This window comes from Acinetobacter proteolyticus (genome assembly GCF_000367945.1).
Classification (GTDB): Bacteria; Pseudomonadota; Gammaproteobacteria; order Pseudomonadales; family Moraxellaceae; genus Acinetobacter; species Acinetobacter proteolyticus.
The window spans coordinates 155,793-173,825 of the sequence record NZ_KB849178.1; the positions used below are offsets into that span (position 1 = coordinate 155,793).

Consider the following 18,033-nt stretch of genomic DNA (forward strand, 5'->3'; position numbering starts at 1 on the left):
GCTATTGTGATTGCAATAGCCCCCATGATTCGCCATTGGCATAATATCTTTGCATGCCAATAGATGTTAAACTAAGCCCAGTTATATACTCATTTTTTATACTATGACCGCCAAAACGCTATACGCTTATACGCTACAACCTGTTCCTTACGAAGTTTCTGAAGCTGAACAACGTCAAGCTCAACTGATGATTTGGCGTAGTACCAACAAATTCAGCCGCAAAGCATGGATGATTATGATTGCACTGGTTGTGCTTTCATTGGTTGCTGCAGGACTTATTAAATATTATTCAACCTACTCAACCGTAATTTGTTGGGTCGTGATTGTGAGTGTGGTGCTGTTCTATTTGATCAAACGTTTTGGTCTGGAGTGGTACGTGAAACGCAAGATGACTGAATTCCCAGTACAAGAAATTAAAGGTCTGCGTTTAGGGGTGCAACCTCACGGTATCGTGATGCGCCAAAAAATGGGTCTGCAAGAAGGTACCGCAACCATTGGTTGGAAAGACATTTACGAATGGTATAGCTCTCCTGACTTTATTTTGGTCAACTTCAAAGTAAAAGCAAAAGGGGAAGAACAGCAAGGTGCCTATATTTTGCCAAAACGTATGGACTCAAAGAATTTCTCCTTCAATACGATACGTAAACATTTGAATGAAACGGTTGGCGCAGCCAAATCAATCTAAGCTTTAAAGCTTGATCCAAAGCCTCCCATGATGGGAGGTTTTTTTAATGCCCATTAAATAAATGAGAATCAAAATCAATATTACCTACAAAATCCATATTATGTTCTTATTCTTGAGTTATAATTTTTTACATGAATTCCACTTTATTTACATTTTTTGACCATGTTTAAAAAAATTTTCTTCCAGATTCACTGGTTTTTAGGGATTACCGCGGGGCTTATTCTCTCTTTGATGGGGGTAACAGGTGCAATCTACTCATACGAACCACAAATTTTAAAATGGATCAACCAAGACAGCTATGTCGTTGAGGTTGCCCAAACACCAAAACTCACCCCAGCTCAACTGTATCAACATTTCAATCAGCAACAACCTGAGATTGAAATTAACAGTATTACCATTGCTTCCGACCCAACAGCATCTTCGACCGTCAATATTAAAAAAGAAGGTGCGCGTCGTGGTTATAACATGATGGTCAATCCATATACAGCGGAAGTCTTACCCGATATTAAAGGTCGTGACACCTTACAATTTATTCAGCGTTTACATCGTAATTTAACCGCTGGGGAATTTGGGGCACAGATTACTGGGGCATCTACACTGATGCTGATTTTCTTTGTATTGAGTGGCATTTATCTGCGCTTTCCAAAAAAACATAGTATTAAACAATGGTTATTTATTAAGCCGAAATTGAAAGGTCGTAACTTTATTTGGGACTTACATGCAGTGGTAGGAACCTGGGTCATTGTGTTCTATCTACTGTTTGCATGCACTGGCTTATATTGGTCTTATGACTGGTGGCGCGCAGGTATGTTCAAGGTCATGGGAGTTGAACAACCACAACGTAACCAACAAAATAATGAACGTGGCAAAGATAAACAACCTAAATTGGCGAAAGCGCAGGTTAATAGCATCCTGACGCAGACATGGACTGGGGTAAATGCGCAGATTGGGCGTGAATACTCAAGCTTGACCCTGAATATTCCCAAAAATGCTGATGCCAAAGTTGAACTCTCGTTTGTCGATGCCATCCCGCAACATGAACGTGCGCGTAACCAAGCCATCTATAATTATCAAGACAATAAATTCGAAAAATTTGAACTCTATGAAGACAAAAAGCTCAATGAAAAAATCATGAGCAGTATGCTTCCTGTACATCGCGGTAGCTTCTTTGGTTCAACCTATCAATTTATCGCCATGCTGGCTTCATTGGCCATGCCACTATTCTTTATAACGGGCTGGATGCTGTATCTAAAACGTCGCAAACAGAAGAAGCTGACCCAAGCTGCACGTCAGTCACTTAGCCCACAGCAGATTGATCCAAATGCTAAACCGTGGCTAATTACTTATGCAACGCAAACAGGTGTGGCTGAACAGTTGGCATGGCGTACAGCGACCAGTTTACAGGAAGCGCAGCAGCCGACAACCGTTAAACCGATTCAGCAACTGACTGAGCAAGACCTGCAACAAGCAGTACAGGTTTTATTTGTGATCAGTACCTATGGTACAGGTGAAGCGCCCGATCTTGCAGCAAGTTTCAGCAAGAAACTGATGCAACAACAGCTTGATCTTAGCCAAATGCAGTATGCTGTACTCGCACTAGGTTCAAAAGAATACCCTGACAGCTATTGCAGCTTCGGCTATGCAGTCGATGCATGGTTAAAACAATGCAAAGCACAACCGCTGTTCGACTTGATTGAAGTCGATAATGCCAATGCCACTGATATTCAGCGTTGGAATCAGGGCTTGTCTGTGGTAACCCAGCATGAGCTACATGCAATGAATATTGAGAAAGTATTTGATCAATGGACGCTAAGCGAACGCATCCTACTCAATCCAGATAGCTTAGGGCAGGCAGCTTATAATATTGAGCTGACCTCAGCTTCTGATATGATCTGGCGTGCGGGTGATATTGCAGAAATTCAGCCTGCCAATCGCTTGGCCGATATTCAAGATTTCTTGATCAAGTATCAAATTCCTGCACATGCGATTGTAGAATCCATAAACCAAGAGATTGAACAGGTACTTTGGGATAGAAACCTACGGGTGGAGATCCAACCATTTAGTACCCTTGATGATTTACTTGAACAACTTCCAACCCTGCCTGCACGCGAATACTCAATTGCCAGTATTCCTTCGCAGCAACTCCTGCGACTGGTGGTTCGTCAAAAGCGTGATGAAAATGATCAACTCGGTCTTGGTTCTGGTTGGTTAACCGAATTTGCACAATTGAAGCAGACCATTGCCCTACGTATTCGGACCAATGAGTCCTTCCATTTGATTGACGATAACCGTCCAATTATCTGTATCGGTAATGGAACAGGCATTGCAGGCTTGATGAGTTTATTACAGCAACGTAATCGACAAAATTACACTGCCAACTGGCTGATCTTTGGTGAACGTCAACGCGAACATGATTTTTTCTATCAGGAAACTATTCAAGCCTGGCTAAATATGGGGACATTGCAACGACTTGATCTCGCCTTCTCTCGTGATCAACAACAGCGTATCTATGTACAGGATATTTTACGTAGCAATGCCGACGAGCTAGTGAAATGGGTCAATCAAGGTGCGGTGATTTATGTCTGTGGTAGCATCGAAGGCATGGCAGCTGGGGTCGAACAAGCATTGATAGATATTCTCAGCGAACAAACACTAGATGAATTAAGACAGACTGGCCGTTATCGTCGAGACGTTTATTAATCCTTTTCCATAAAAAAACGAGTGCCCGCTACTCGTTTTTTTTCATCAGAGCATAAGAGAATTTGCCTTTCTCAGAATTTTGCATACACTTAGCACGGTTCAAATCGACACAATTAATATTATGCAAATAAGTTCATGGATTCGTATTGTTTTCGCCCTTATCGGTTCAGTTCTGTTCTTGGATGGTGCAATTCTGATTGCGTTTAAAAAGATTCATATCGGAACCGTACTCCCTCTCCTCCTTGGGCTATTTTTCTGTCTCTATGCTTATTTCTATTATCATCTTGAACGTTTCTTCTTCTATCATTTCCGCCTGCATTCGATTTGGCGCCTTGGCTGGCTGTGTTTCTGGATTTGGGTCATTAGCCTAGGCTATTTCTTTGAATATCTTTCAGACAATAATGCCAAAACTCAAAATATTCCTGCGGTTAAAGCCATTATTGTACTCGGAAGTGCAGTTGAAAATGGACAACCGTCAGCCACATTGGCTAAACGCTTAGATCGTGCTGCACCTGTTGCTTTAGCTCAACCGCAAGCAAAGTTAGTGATGACAGGGGGAGTTGATTTTGGTGAACGGGATAGTGAAGCAGTGGTAATGTCACGTTATGTACAACAACACTATCAAATCCCGACCTCACAAATCATTTTGGAAGATAAAAGCACCAGTACCGAGTTGAATCTTAAAAATAGCCAACAGCTCTTGCAGGCACAACAGATTAGCATTCAACAACCGATTGCAATTGTGACCAGTGATTTTCATACGTTAAGAGCTGCAGCCATTGCCAAGAAACAAGGCTATACTGATATTACTATGCTTGGTGCGACTACACCGCTAAGCACACGCTACAATGCATGGCTAAGAGAATATTTTGCCTATGCCAGTGGTTGGCTGCTCAATGAATATTGATTGAGGATTTAATTCTTACTTTTAAGATGATGCTGAGTTATGCAAACGAATATCACGTGGTAATGGAAGTTTTAACTCAGCAAATACATCGGGTCGTTGTAAGTAAATCTGGTATAAAAAGTTCTTAATATCTAATAATAATGCATCGGGGCTAACCAACAGGTTATTCCCCTCAGGGGTTAAATCCAAAGATAAAATGGTATTATTTTCTTTTAAAAATGGAATCATCTTCTCAATAAAAGCCAATAAGGGTACTTCCTGAATTTCGTATTGTGCCCAATTGTCTTTAATCAGTAATTTCGCCAAGCTTTTATTTTGCCATACAGATAATGCATGCTGACCTGATGGTGTTGAGCATAAAGCCCAGCCCTCGTGATACAGTGCAATCACTTGGCGCTGCATAACAATATTTTGGATAAACTGACGGTAAGCGTCTTTAAGTGAAGAACCAGAAGGTGTAGTTTGAGATTTCGACGCAGCCTTGCGTTGATAAGGGTTTCTCATAAAGTACTTCATATTAGAATCATTATTGATGCTAATCATAAAATAACTTTGTAGGGATTACAATGATATGAGATATGGGGAAGAAATATGGTGGGCGCTGACGGGATCGAACCGCCGACATTCTGCTTGTAAGGCAGACGCTCTACCAACTGAGCTAAGCGCCCTGAGCGAGGATAAACAAAGCGAAGCTTTGTCTGAGCGCAAGAGAAAAATCTTTGATTTTTCTAATGGCATCTCGAATCAGAGATCAAGTATAAAGATACTTGTTAAAACCAATCATTTTCTTAAACTGATATCAAGAAAATGGCGCAGCGGACGGGGCTCGAACCCGCGACCCTCGGCGTGACAGGCCGATATTCTAACCAACTGAACTACCGCTGCACTGTATACTTCTATAGAGAAGTAGATGTCACTAATTATGGTGGGCGCTGACGGGATCGAACCGCCGACATTCTGCTTGTAAGGCAGACGCTCTACCAACTGAGCTAAGCGCCCTGAGCGAGGTAACAAATCTAAAGCATCGCTTTAAAAATTTGTTTGAATATAAAAGACATAAATTCTAATGTACTCAACTCTATCTAATCTTGCAATCTTAAAGTGGCGCAGCGGACGGGGCTCGAACCCGCGACCCTCGGCGTGACAGGCCGATATTCTAACCAACTGAACTACCGCTGCACGATAATTTTGCAATCATAGCAAACGACGATTAAAACTTAAGTGGCGCAGCGGACGGGGCTCGAACCCGCGACCCCCGGCGTGACAGGCCGGTATTCTAACCAACTGAACTACCGCTGCACTTGAGTCTTAACGTAAAGAGCTTGGTGGGCGCTGACGGGATCGAACCGCCGACATTCTGCTTGTAAGGCAGACGCTCTACCAACTGAGCTAAGCGCCCTTAACGTCTTCATCGTTTGTGAGGTGCATTATAGAGAATCTTTACAGCCTGTCAAACGCTTTTGCCATTCTTTTCTGAAAAAACCGCACGAATGATTAAAAAATAAGTAATTCCTTGAAAAAATCAAGATTTTCGTATTTTATTTAAGCACTTATTGCGATTTTCATGCACTATTTTTAATGGCATGTTCCGATATATAAACCAAGGCGTGTTCAGAAACCAGTTCAAATAGTTCGAGGATTTCATCATTGTTCATCCGAATACAACCATGTGACATAGGAATGCCCATCGGTTCGGTATCTGGTGTACCATGAATATAGATATAGCGCTTAAACGTATCGTGCCCTTCCCCATGGTTAAAGCCTTCTTCTAAACCATCCAACCATAAAATCCGCGACAAGATCCAATCACGTTGTGGAAATTGCTGTGCCAATTGTTGGTCATACACCTCACCAGTCGGTTGGCGTGCAATAAATACGGCATTTTTAGGTGCATCTCCACCAATCTTTTGTGCAACCTGATGCCAGCCTCGCGGCGTTTTACCACTATTCTCTTGTTCACCAATACCGTTCTTACCCGAAGAGATCACATAGAATTTATTATGTTTTGGCAAACTTAAAGTTTGTTGTGCCAAGTCAATGACGATGTCTGCCTGATCTAGGGTATAGCTCATTTTTATCTCAATAACTGATAGAACACTTTCTTTTATTTCAACATAGACTGTCGGCTTTTTCTTGTGCTTTTCAGTAGTTTTAAGGATTGGTATGTTTTAAATATAAGTCGAAAAGCATAATCATTTTATTTCTTTTGAATAGCCAGCTTTGTTTAACTTTCCCCACTCTGTAAGAATATATTCAGCAAGGGCTTCGCTTTTCTTAACTTGCTACTCGCAACATATGAGCCATATTTGGCGCAAGGTCTTGCGCATGAGAAATACATTTCGCAAGAGCGTTGCTTTTCTTAACGCCCTAACTCGAACATAGTTCTCGTCTTGCGCAGCTAAAAAGCGTTGCTTTTCTTAACGCTGCTCAGGCTCGGGGCGTAACCACAACCACACAGCCACGATAAACATGGTGACATCGGTAAAAACTTTGACAAGGAATGGGGCATTAGTAAATAGCATCAAAATACCACTGATCAGCATCATAATACTGGCAATCCATTTTGCCTTCCGAGGTACTGTGCCATGTTCACGCCAATTACGTAAGGTCGGTCCATATTTAGGATGATTTAATAACCATGCATCCATTTCAGGCCAGCCTTTTGACGCAGCCCATGCTGCAAGAATTAGAAATACGGTGGTTGGCATCCCTGGTAAAATTGCCCCAATGATTCCCAAAGTAATAAAAATGACGACCAAGCTACGCCAGAACAAAGTTTTCATTGAGCAATTAACCAACACCTGTTTACAACCGTGCTAGTATAAAGTGTTTTGATTGTGGTTTCTTAAACTTAACCTATTATTTCAATGATTGAGTCACTTCATGTCTAAAATGATTACCACCCCTTGTTTTTTTGAGCCGTGGTTACAGTTTAAGCATCCGATTGTACGGCATTTGGCCTTTTGTATTGCCAGTCCCAATATCCTGACTCACATCCCCAACGAGCTGAATGTTCAACATCATTTTGAACTCCACTCGGATACGATTTGGCAGGGTCATTATCAACGTTATGAACAGCGCCTAAAACAACTCGATCAACATCCCCAAGCTCTCATTGATTTTCTGGCACAACTCAAAAGTACCCGCCTCGGTTTACGTTTTGAGAATTTACTCTGGTTCTGGTTATTGGATGATGACTATCACCCCTACCAACTGCTGGGACATAGTATTCAAAAAATTGCGGGGGCAGTCACCTTAGGTGAACTCGACTTCGTGGTATTCAATCAGCAAACCGCAGAAGTTGAGCATTGGGAAGTCGCCTTAAAATATTATCTGGGCGAAGGGCAATTCGCTTTAGCACAATGGTACGGACTCAATCGACAAGATACCTTACAACGCAAACTCAAACATTTTACCGAACGTCAGTTTCAATTCACTGAAGCGAACCAGCATCAACTTCAACGAAAATTTGCAGTGATGAAAGGTCAACTGTACCTGCCTAGCCTTTCAGATCATTTAATCCGCCCCACTTGGGTTAATGCATCACGACGTTTAGGACAATGGGGAACTCAAATCCCGAAAACACCTTATTATCGGTTACAACGACATGAATGGCTCTGCCCTGATCAACAGGCATCGTCACAGCCTGCACTTTGGTGGACCAATGGTCTGTACTATCAAGATCAGTCTGAACCCACTTTTTATATGTTTCGGCAACCCTCTTTATTATTCAGTTAAACTTAATAAACTCATTACCTAACAAGATAACATTTTATAACACTTCTACCATCAAACACTTATGTTCATTTTATGGTAAATTTTTTAGCCTCTTAAGTACATCATAATTACATTTAAACGGAGAAGATGATGAAAAAGATCTTAGTTGCTTCAATCATGACTGCTTTTGTTTTAACTGGTTGTAATACATTCAAAGGTATTGGTAAAGATGTGTCTAAAGCGGGAGATAAAGTCACTCAAACTGCTGAGAAAACACAAGATAAAATGTAATCCCTGAAAGCAACTTACCAAAACCTTATCTAAACCTAGATAAGGTTTATTTTTACATACCTTTCTTCTGCATATTCCCCTATTATAACGGTTCATATTTCACCAGATTTAGCTACATCCCGCATGAACCATTCCGATACGCTTGAACTCAGTTTACAACTCCTTCGTCAACCCTCTGTAACGCCTGTCGACCATGATTGTCAAAACATCATGGCTGAACGTTTATCGAAGATTGGCTTTAATATCGAAAACATGCGTTTTGAAGATGTTGATAATTTATGGGCACGTCGTGGCACAGCAAGCCCCGTGTTCTGTTTTGCAGGCCATACCGATGTAGTACCAACAGGTCATTTAGATGACTGGAATTCAGATCCATTCTTACCAAGCATTCGCGATGGTAAATTATATGGTCGCGGTTCTGCCGATATGAAAACAGCTTTGGCTGCGATGGTGGTTGCCTCTGAACGTTTTGTTGCTAAACATCCAGACCATAAAGGTTCAATCGCCTTCTTGATTACTTCTGATGAAGAAGGGCCTTCAATCAACGGTACCGTGAAAGTTGTTGAAACACTTGAAGCACGTAATGAAAAAATGACATGGTGCTTAGTCGGTGAACCATCAAGCACCCATCAATTGGGTGATATCGTCAAAAATGGTCGTCGTGGTTCTCTAAATGCTGTTTTGACAGTATATGGTAAACAAGGTCATGTGGCGTATCCACATCTGGCAGAAAACCCAATTCATACGGCTTCTAAAGCACTAAATGAACTTTGTGAAACCGTTTGGGACAATGGTAATGAGTATTTCCCTGCAACCTCCTTCCAAATTTCAAATATCCAAGCCGGTACTGGCGCAACCAATGTGATTCCAGGCACATTAAAAGTAACCTTTAACTTCCGTTACTCGACTGAAGTCACTGCCGATATCCTGAAACAGCGTGTGCTTGAGACTCTAGATCAACATAAACTCAATTACGACATTCAGTGGACATTATCAGGCTTACCCTTCCTTACCCCAGTCGGTGAGTTAGTGAATGCTGCAAAGACCGCAATTAAAAATGTCACAGGTATCGATACTGTGCTCTCAACCAGTGGCGGTACTTCTGATGGTCGTTTCATTGCACCGACAGGCGCTCAAGTACTTGAATTAGGCGTATTGAATGCCACGATTCATCAAATTAATGAACACGTCAATGTTGCCGAGCTTGAACCATTGGCTGAAATTTATGAGCAAATCTTAGTCGAACTGCTTGCTTAAAATTAAAAAAGCTAATCAAAAAGGAACTCAAATGAGTTCCTTTTTTTATTACAGCCCAAGCTGGGTCTGTATATTTTGCAAATGGGGAACATAGAATTCATGCTCGCCCATTTTTACATATTTAAAGACTTTATCATCGTCGGTTTCGCGCTCTTCATCCACAATCTCTGAAATACGTACACGAATCGATTCAGGCATTTCATTGCAGACCAGCGCAAATCGCTCAGAAACGTCATCGCCTTCAATCACTAATGCAACACCGTGTTTCTGCTTTGGATCATTCACGGCGTAGACAGGAAGTTTAAGATCATGCCATTCAATATGATCGACATTGGTTTGGGTATCCATTGCTGACAATACAATATTTTGTGGTAACAACATCGGTACTTTTTGATGACATTGAATAATATATGCATCAATAAATCCCGTTGAGACCGTAATTAAATGTTGTAACTCTTGCTGGTCAATCTGTCCCAGTGCTGAGTTTGCGCTTTTCTTAGCCATTATTTTTCACCTCTTAGCGCACTGCAAGTAAGCTTTCAATATTTTCCAAGAGCGCCTCTTCTTGGAATGGTTTACCCATATATTGGTTTACACCCAACGATAATGCACGTTCGCGATGCTTCTCACCGGTACGCGATGTAATCATGATAATTGGCAAGTCACGATGGATTTCATGATGTCGTACCAAATTCGACACTTCGAAACCATCCATACGTGGCATCTCGATATCCAGCAACATCAGATCTGGCTTAATCGTCTCAAGCTGTTCAATTGCATCCACACCATCTTTAGCAGTCACAACATCATAGCCTTGACGCTCTAACAGACGTGAAGTGACCTTACGTACCGTCACCGAGTCATCGACAATCATAATTAAGCGACGTTCATCATAACGCTGCTTGGTATAGGTCTCATCCGCTTGCTTACTACGTGCAGTAGACTGTGCTTGTCGAGCAATATTTTGACCGTCCAAGATCAAACACACTTGACCATCACCGAGAATCGTTGCACCTGCAATCACGCCAATACTTGAGAACTGTTGCCCCACAGGTTTAACCACAATCTGTCCACGTGAACCAATCAACTGATCAACCAGTAATGCCGTAGTCTGACCTTGAGCCCCTTTAATCAACAGCACAGGTAAGGAATGCACCACCCCACTTAAACGCGGAATTGGCTGTCCAGCGACGAACTCAGACAAGTAGCGTAAACGATAGCGCTCTTGATCAATACTGAAATAATCCTCTTGGCTTTCAAAGTACTGTTCTAAAGCCATCGGTGAGATACGCACAATACGATCGATCTGTGCCAATGGGAAGGCGAACTGTTGATCGCCAGCTTTTACCATCAAGGCATCGCTCACCGCTACCGTGGTTGGTACGCGAATGGTAAAGGTCGTGCCCTTACCTAAAGTAGAATCGACACTGACGTGACCACCTAAGGCTTTAATATCACTTTGTACAACGTCGAGACCTACTCCACGTCCAGAAATTTGAGTGACTTGAGCCGCGGTACTAAAGCCCGGATGGAAGATAAATTGTAGAATTTCTTCCTGATCCAGTTTCTGATCTTTGGTCATCAAACCTGTTTGTAACGCTTTTTCCTTAATGCGCTTAACATCAATCCCTTTACCATCATCACTGAAGGTCACAACAACATCCGTACCTTGACGGCCAATGTTCAGCACAATATGTCCAGTCTCTGGCTTTTGTGCTTGTAAGCGTTGCTCACGGTCTTCAATGCCGTGATCAATCGCATTACGTAACATGTGTTCAAATGGTGCAACCAGACGTTCAAGAATACTGCGGTCTAATTCACCTTCAGTGTTATTCACCACCAATTCGGTTGGACGGTTTAAGGTCGATGCAGTCTGTCGCACAATACGCTGTAAACGTGGCAATAAACGCGAGAAAGGTACCAAGCGAGTCCGCATCAAGCTTTCCTGAATTTCTGCTTGAATACGTGACTGTTGTAGCAACAAACCTTCAGTATCACGAATCTTCTCAGACAACGTGGTTTTGAAGTCAACCAAATCCGATGCGGACTCGGCTAATGATTTGGACAATTGATTCAACGATGAATATTGGTCCATTTCCAGTGGGTCAAAATCAGCATAACGCGAATTTTCACCGCCATGTCGTGCAATAATTTGACTTTCCAACTCGCCTTCCATTCGACGTAACTGATCCGCCAAACGTTTGATTGCGAGTTCCATTTCCGTCAGCGTACCACCCAGTTGGCCCAAATCCATTTCAATACGCGAACGGTTGATCGCATTTTCCCCAGACAAGTCAATCATCTTCTCAATGACGTCAGCAGAAACACGGATCATTTCATTATTCTGTTCAATGCGTTCTGCAGTTTCCCACTCACCCAACATTGACGGCGGCTCAGTACCGTCCCCTTGAACGAACTCCATACTATATTCAGGAGTAAAGATATCTTTGGCAGAAAGTTTCTGTGGTAGTTGTGCCGAAACGTCGACAAACTCCATCTTCTCCAAGCTTTGTTTTAAGCCATCAAAATTGGCATATTGACGCTTAAAGATTGCATCATTCAACCAAGCCAACGCCGTATTCAGCAGGTTATCATACACATTCGAGCTGAAGTGATGTACACCAAATTGTTCAAATGCATTCTCTAGATGATAGGCAATAATCGCAATGGCATCCATTTCTGCCATGCGTGCACCACCTTTCAAACTGTGGGCATTACGCTGTAACTGTAACAGCAAGCTACGGTTACCACGTTGGTCAAACCATTGCTTCAATAAACCTTGTGCTTGCTCAAGCAATTCTTCTGCTTCTTCAAGGAAAGTCTGTTCAACCAGATTACGAACATCATCATCTGTCGGATCAGCAACGGTATCAACCAACTGTGCTGCGGAAATCTCCTCAAGCACTTCGGCCTCAATAGGAGAAGACTCGAGCTCAAGTTCAATCGTTTGTTCAGCAACCACGGCTTCAACTTGGTCCAACGCAGGCTGTTCCACCTGAATCGCTTCAACTGCGTCAAATGCTTGTGCTGTTTCAGGCACTGGCTCTACAGCAACAGACTCAATTGATTGATCTGCCTGTTGTAATAACTGTACCACATGGGTAGATGGATAATCGGTGTGTTGATCACGAATGGTCTGGATACGATCAGCAATATCATCCTGCACCAACCGAATAATCGCGATGAGTTGTGGCGTTGCCTGAATCTGCTGGTTGATCAACTTTTCATAAATCGTTTCTAATTCATGCGCGATCAAACCAATATGACGCGCTTGAATCATATTTGAGCCACCTTTTAAGGTGTGCAAATAACGCATCAAATTCTTTAAGGCATGAACGTTTTGATGATCAGCCGTCCATGTATTCAGGTCAGTATCGATCCCACCGAGCAACTCATCTGCTTCTTCAAGGAAAATATCCAGCAAATCTGGATCAAAGTCGCGATGAGCATCTGCTGACTGGAGCTGTTGCTTATCTAGTGCAAGCTGTGCAGCAAAAGCGGTGACATCAATGGCAGCAGAAACAGATTCCGTTTGAACAGGGGCAACTGTGGTAAGTGCTTCTACTGACTCAGCAACATCTGCTTCACTGGCAACTGATTGCCCTTGCTCCACTGTTGCTACAGCTTCAATTCCAGTCTGATTAACAATTGGGGCTGTTTTAGATAAATCAGCAAGCACAGCCAAAGTATGAGTCGCAGGATAATCCACCTGCTGATCACGAATGGTTTGAATACGATCGGCAATATCATCTTGAACTGCACGAATTGCGGTCACTAATTGTGGCGTTGCCTGAGTCTGTTGATTGATCAGCTTTTCATAAATCGTTTCTAATTCATGCGCAATCAAACCGATATGACGCGCTTGAATCATATTTGAACCACCTTTTAAGGTGTGCAAATAACGCATCAAATTCTTTAAAGCATTGAGGTTTTGATGATCCGTCGCCCATGTATTTAGATCGGTATCAATACCGCTCAACAACTCATCTGCTTCTTCCAAGAAAATATCCAATAAGTCTGGATCAAAATCACGATTGGCATCTGCTGATTGAAGTTGCTGTTTATCTAAAGCAAACTGTGCCGCCAGATCCGAGGAAGCATTAGAAGCATTACTTGGTGTGGTAACGGGCTCAATGACTGATACATCTACTGAGGCATCTGTTGCTTCAAGCACAGCAGCCTGTTCCAAAGATTCAACATTTTGCTGGGTAAATGAACTTAATTCATTCAAAACACGTTCATGTGTTTTGCTTAATGTGACCCGCTGTCCCGCCGCCAAGGTATCAAACAGTTGAATAAACTGTTGATGAACCTGATGGTATAACTCAAAAGCATAATCAAGATTGAGTAAGCTTGGCTTAAAGATTAAATCCTGATAGCTGGAGCGCAGTAAGCTGGTGTATTGATACATCCCGATCGTGGCATGGTGATGGGTATGCTGTAACAAGATTTCAGCTTGCTGGCTCAACAGCTGAATATATTGCGGGAACTCGTGACGGGCACGTTTCTCAAAATCAAACTCAACGTCTAATAGATCATTGATATTCAACTCAAGTAATTCAGAAACCAAGCCCTGAGGTCGTACTGCCGCTCCGTTCTTTTCTTCAAGTTGGAAGTCGTAGCTATCCCAAGCAACATTGAAGGTTTGATAAATTTCGTCAAACTGTTGCTGTGGCGCTTGTTGCTTCAAGGTATGCAAATAATCACGTACAAATTGCGCATAATGCGTCAATAAAGCGGTTTCATCCGAGCTTGAATCCAGTTCTTCTTGTAATAATGTTTTAAACAGATTTTCAACTTTAGCACTGGCCTCAAACACATGATCGACATGCGCCATCGCCGAACTACCTCGCAAGGTATGTAATGCGCGGATGAGCGTATTGTAATGGTCATTGCTTGGACGATCATTCTTTAAGAACTGATCAATGGTCGCAAGATGCTCTTCTGCTTCTTCCAAGAAGATTGCCCGTGTTTCTTTGGCAAGGGCCTCATCCTCAAATGGTGCTGCCAATTCAAGTTCAGTGATAGTATCAAGCTGTTGCTCTTGCTCATGTACCGCAGTCTCGACAACAAGCGCATCACTGTATTCAAGGCCTGTCGATTCATGCTCTTGATTCAAGTCTGTGGCTAGATTCAGAAGTTCTGCCAAAGCAGGTTCAGGACTTTGCTGTTGTTGTAATTGTTGTCCTAATAAAACCAGTGCTCTAAAATCAATTAAGTGCTTTTGAACCGCTTTAAAATCATGTACAAGCTTGAAGCGATAAAGATTGAATACCGCTTGGACATAGCGTTGAATATCGCTGTTAAGCACGATCGTGCCAGCGATCACCCGATTCAACGTATCTTCAACCGTCCATGCCAACTCACCCGATGACTTAGCGCCGACCATTCTTCCCGAACCTTTCAAGGTATGAAAATGGCGGCGAATATCGCTCAGTAGATCTTGCTGATGTGGTTGTTCAGTCCATTGAACGAGTAATGGTTCTAACTCAACAAAGATTTCATCTAATTCTTCAATAAAAATTTCAAGAATCTCTGCATCTTGTTCAAGATAACTGTCTTCAGGAAGCGTCATCGTTTCAACTAACGTTTTTAATATTTGTTTCATAGCTGCTTCTTTCGTTTTTATCCACCAATGTGGGTAAAAATTACGTCTATCTATCACACAAGATGTAGTTACATTTCGCCATCACCTTGTTGAGATATCCAACATCTCTAAAAATGGAAAGACAGACACCCCCATCTGCCTTTCCAATTCGGTTTAATCAGGTAACTTAAAGTCGGTTACCGATTCACGTAATGATTCAGCCATGTTTGCCAACTCAGATACTGAGCGTGCTGTATCAAACGTTGCAGTTGTGGTTTGTGAAGTAATTTCCTGTACGACATTCATCGTGGTTGCAATATGGCTGGCAGATGCAGACTGAAGTTTTGCTGCATCAGAAATGCTCGCAATCAGTTTAGCCAAGTCGCCTGATACGGTTTGAATCTCATCCAGTGCAATCCCCGCATCCTTGGCCAAGTTCGCACCACGAACAACCTCGGAAGTGGTTTGTTCCATCGAAATGACCGCTTCGTTGGTATCAGTTTGAATGGTTTTTACCAGGCTTTCAATCTGCTTGGTTGCTGATGCAGAACGTTCCGCAAGACGTTGGACTTCATCGGCTACGACCGCGAAACCACGACCTGCTTCACCTGCCATCGATGCTTGGATCGCTGCGTTTAATGCCAAGATGTTGGTTTGGTCGGCAATATCGTTAATCAACGAGACAATGTTACCAATCTCTTGTGAAGACTCACCCAAACGTTTAATACGTTTTGATGTTTCTTGGATCTGTTCACGAATGTGATCCATACCTTCAATCGAACGGTTTACTACTTGCGCACCATTGGTTGCAATTTGTACCGAACGTTGTGCTACATCAGCAGATTCAGATGCGTTGGCAGATACTTGGTCAATCGACAATGCCATTTCGTTCATCGCCGCTGATGCACCTGCAATTTCTTGTGCCTGATGCTCAGAAGCCTCTGCCAACTGGTTGGTAATGCTTTGAGTATCTTGGGTATAACGTGCAACTTCTTGTGAAGTGTCGGTAATACGAGAAACAAGGTCACGTAACTGGTCAATCGCGAAGTTAATCGAGTCGGCAATCGCCCCCGTAAAGTCTTCCGATACCGTCGCATAAGAACGCAAGTCACCGTCCGCTAAGTCGGCAATCTCATCCAGTAAACGTAAAATCGCGTTTTGGTTACGGTCATATTCGTCTTGCAGACGCGTTACACGCTCTTTATCAGTATTACTACGTAAAGCAAGTAATTGTAGTGCTGAGAACACCAATAGACCTAATGCACCAATCAGGACAATACCCGCAACAACGTTATCCCAACCGCCTTCGGCTTTATTTGATAAATCATTGAGTGAAGTCAAAAGCGCATCAGACTGCGAGAAAATTTGTGATGATGCTTGGCGTACGCGAACAATCTGGTTGGCATTTTGTAATACCGTTGCTGCTGCTGATTTCAATACGGCGTCATAATCAGATTTAATGCTGTCTACAGATTCACGCAATGCTGCTGAACTGATACGGTCTACACCGAGTTCCGAACTACCATTCAGTTGTGCATTTAAATACACACCGAAGGTATCAATATCGGCACCGAAGTCATTCGCAGAAACACTTGAGTTGTCCGTACCAACCAATACCGAGTTGATTGAACGTAAAATACGTTCTGCAATGAACACTTGGTTTTTGGTGATAATTACCTGACTACTCGGCATGTTTTCACGCACCATCTGGTCGACCATCAAGTTATATTCTGCCTGAATCTCAGGAATGGTTTCACTGATCGAAATGTTGGTATCGTAAAGTTGGTTAATAACTTTTTGTTGCGATGCAATCAGGTCAATATTCTTGGCAACTGTATCCCAAAGACCACTGACCTTCTTGTACTCATCAGAGCCTTTCCCATAAACACTTTCAACAGTATCTAGGTTTTCAGCAAACTGCTTCTCTGACTCGACCAGTTTTTTCATGGCTTCTGGTGTACCAGATGCAGTTGCTTCAGTCGCTTGACGTGAAATAGTCTGCGATAACAAACGCAATTCACCCAAACTACGGGTCAACTGGTTTGAACGCGGAACGCTCACGAATAAGTAAATCAAGAGGATAACTGCAAGGGCCAAAGCAATTAAAGCACGATAGATAATCGGTTTTGATTTCTCAGTTTCACCGAATAAGCGCGAAAACTGGTCAAGTTGCGTTCGGATATTATCTAAGAACGCCCCACCTTTTTTCAGCCCTGCACTATCGCCATTGCCGTTCTTTTTTTTAAGTTTAAAGCCCATGTCAGCTTCTCCCCTGAATACGCGCTTATGTTCCGTAGCGTATAAATTAGTTTATAAATTTTATTGATGCATTCATGTACTGAGGGTTCTTTAATAACCGACTCAATAAAAACACATGCCATTGTTGATTATGTTGATGGAAATGACCTTGGCAATAATCTTTCAATTTATTATCCAGCTCATTATTTTGAGAGAAAAAACTCTTCTTATTAAAGTGTTGAATCCCCAAAACCTGATCGACGACCAACCCCACATAATGGTCTTGATGGCTAATACAAATCACTTTTTGCGTTGGAGAAAACTGACTTCGCTGCCCTGAAATAAAGTGTGTTAAATCAGAAACAGAAAGTAGTCGTCCACGAATATTGGCCAAACCTCGCACCCACGCCTGAGTATTTGGTACTGGTGTATATTTCGGAGGATAGATCACCTCCGAAATTTCCCCTAAAGGCGCAACAAAATATTGCCCTAACATCTCAAATGCGATACCAGACCAACGGCTGACTTCATTTTGAGTTGAAGTGTATTGTTTATTGCCTCGCTTGGATAAACGAAGCAACTCGATAAATCCATTTGCTGCCATACCCTATCCCGTATTGAGTAATGAGAAGGCTCATCTTGAGCAAAAAA

The 18,033-nt window shown here is 42.4% G+C and carries 13 protein-coding genes and 6 tRNA genes; 6 read left to right on the forward strand and 13 right to left on the reverse strand.

The annotated features are described in order from the left end of the window. The first annotated feature begins 103 nt into the window (after positions 1-103). The 3 genes from F993_RS17740 (at position 104) to F993_RS17730 (ending at position 4,292) form a co-directional block, all read left to right on the forward strand. Complete coding sequence (locus tag F993_RS17740) at positions 104-685, forward strand: YcxB family protein (RefSeq protein WP_004652341.1); 582 nt, start codon at positions 104-106, stop codon at positions 683-685. Positions 686-847: 162 nt separating this feature from the next. Continuing rightward, entirely contained in the window at positions 848-3,385 is a 2,538-nt protein-coding gene (locus tag F993_RS17735; RefSeq protein WP_004652342.1) for a PepSY domain-containing protein, read from the forward strand. Between the two features lie 121 nt (positions 3,386-3,506). Beyond that, the gene (locus F993_RS17730; protein ID WP_004652343.1) at positions 3,507-4,292 is read left to right on the forward strand and encodes a YdcF family protein; all 786 of its coding nucleotides are present in this window, start codon (positions 3,507-3,509) and stop codon (positions 4,290-4,292) included. Positions 4,293-4,313: 21 nt separating this feature from the next. Here the strand turns inward: F993_RS17730 and F993_RS17725 are convergent, their stop codons facing one another. The 9 genes from F993_RS17725 to F993_RS17685 all read right to left on the reverse strand — a co-directional run bounded on the left by F993_RS17725 (position 4,314) and on the right by F993_RS17685 (position 7,075). Beyond that, positions 4,314-4,796, reverse strand: coding sequence for a DUF2750 domain-containing protein (locus F993_RS17725; protein ID WP_004652344.1), 483 nt, complete (start codon positions 4,794-4,796; stop codon positions 4,314-4,316). Between the two features lie 88 nt (positions 4,797-4,884). After that, a tRNA-Val gene (locus F993_RS17720) sits at positions 4,885-4,960 on the reverse strand. A gap of 140 nt (positions 4,961-5,100) precedes the next feature. Next, a tRNA-Asp gene (locus tag F993_RS17715) sits at positions 5,101-5,177 on the reverse strand. Positions 5,178-5,215: 38 nt separating this feature from the next. Then, positions 5,216-5,291, reverse strand: a tRNA-Val gene (locus F993_RS17710). A 103-nt stretch (positions 5,292-5,394) separates the two neighbouring features. Further along, positions 5,395-5,471: transfer RNA gene (locus F993_RS17705), tRNA-Asp, on the reverse strand. Positions 5,472-5,514: 43 nt separating this feature from the next. After that, positions 5,515-5,591 (reverse strand) — tRNA-Asp (locus tag F993_RS17700). 24 nt (positions 5,592-5,615) lie between these two features. Beyond that, positions 5,616-5,691: transfer RNA gene (locus tag F993_RS17695), tRNA-Val, on the reverse strand. A gap of 163 nt (positions 5,692-5,854) precedes the next feature. Then, positions 5,855-6,364: a cell wall-recycling L,D-carboxypeptidase ElsL gene (gene elsL, locus F993_RS17690; RefSeq protein ID WP_004652346.1), complete on the reverse strand. Its 510-nt coding sequence runs from the start codon at positions 6,362-6,364 to the stop codon at positions 5,855-5,857. A gap of 345 nt (positions 6,365-6,709) precedes the next feature. Beyond that, positions 6,710-7,075 carry a YbaN family protein gene (locus F993_RS17685; RefSeq protein ID WP_004652347.1) on the reverse strand — a complete coding sequence of 122 codons (366 nt, stop codon included), beginning with the start codon at positions 7,073-7,075 and terminating at the stop codon, positions 6,710-6,712. Positions 7,076-7,175: 100 nt separating this feature from the next. Between F993_RS17685 and F993_RS17680 the strand changes: the two genes are divergently transcribed. The 3 genes from F993_RS17680 to dapE all read left to right on the forward strand — a co-directional run bounded on the left by F993_RS17680 (position 7,176) and on the right by dapE (position 9,557). After that, on the forward strand, positions 7,176-8,030 hold the full coding sequence (locus tag F993_RS17680; RefSeq protein ID WP_004652348.1) for a DUF1853 family protein: 855 nt from the start codon (positions 7,176-7,178) through the stop codon (positions 8,028-8,030). A gap of 126 nt (positions 8,031-8,156) precedes the next feature. After that, on the forward strand, positions 8,157-8,300 hold the full coding sequence (locus F993_RS17675; RefSeq protein WP_016541456.1) for an entericidin A/B family lipoprotein: 144 nt from the start codon (positions 8,157-8,159) through the stop codon (positions 8,298-8,300). A 123-nt stretch (positions 8,301-8,423) separates the two neighbouring features. Further along, positions 8,424-9,557, forward strand: a complete 1,134-nt coding sequence (dapE, locus tag F993_RS17670) for a succinyl-diaminopimelate desuccinylase (RefSeq protein ID WP_004652350.1) — start codon at positions 8,424-8,426, stop codon at positions 9,555-9,557. A 48-nt stretch (positions 9,558-9,605) separates the two neighbouring features. Here the strand turns inward: dapE and F993_RS17665 are convergent, their stop codons facing one another. From F993_RS17665 to F993_RS17650, 4 genes are all read right to left on the reverse strand, one after another. Beyond that, positions 9,606-10,061 (reverse strand): hypothetical protein, encoded by a 456-nt coding sequence (locus F993_RS17665; protein ID WP_004652351.1) that lies wholly within the window; start codon positions 10,059-10,061, stop codon positions 9,606-9,608. Between the two features lie 13 nt (positions 10,062-10,074). Further along, positions 10,075-15,165, reverse strand: a complete 5,091-nt coding sequence (locus tag F993_RS17660) for a hybrid sensor histidine kinase/response regulator (protein ID WP_004652352.1) — start codon at positions 15,163-15,165, stop codon at positions 10,075-10,077. A gap of 153 nt (positions 15,166-15,318) precedes the next feature. Continuing rightward, complete coding sequence (locus tag F993_RS17655; RefSeq protein ID WP_004652353.1) at positions 15,319-17,403, reverse strand: methyl-accepting chemotaxis protein; 2,085 nt, start codon at positions 17,401-17,403, stop codon at positions 15,319-15,321. A 46-nt stretch (positions 17,404-17,449) separates the two neighbouring features. Further along, positions 17,450-17,986 (reverse strand): chemotaxis protein CheW, encoded by a 537-nt coding sequence (locus F993_RS17650; RefSeq protein ID WP_004652354.1) that lies wholly within the window; start codon positions 17,984-17,986, stop codon positions 17,450-17,452. Between the last annotated feature and the right edge of the window lie 47 nt (positions 17,987-18,033).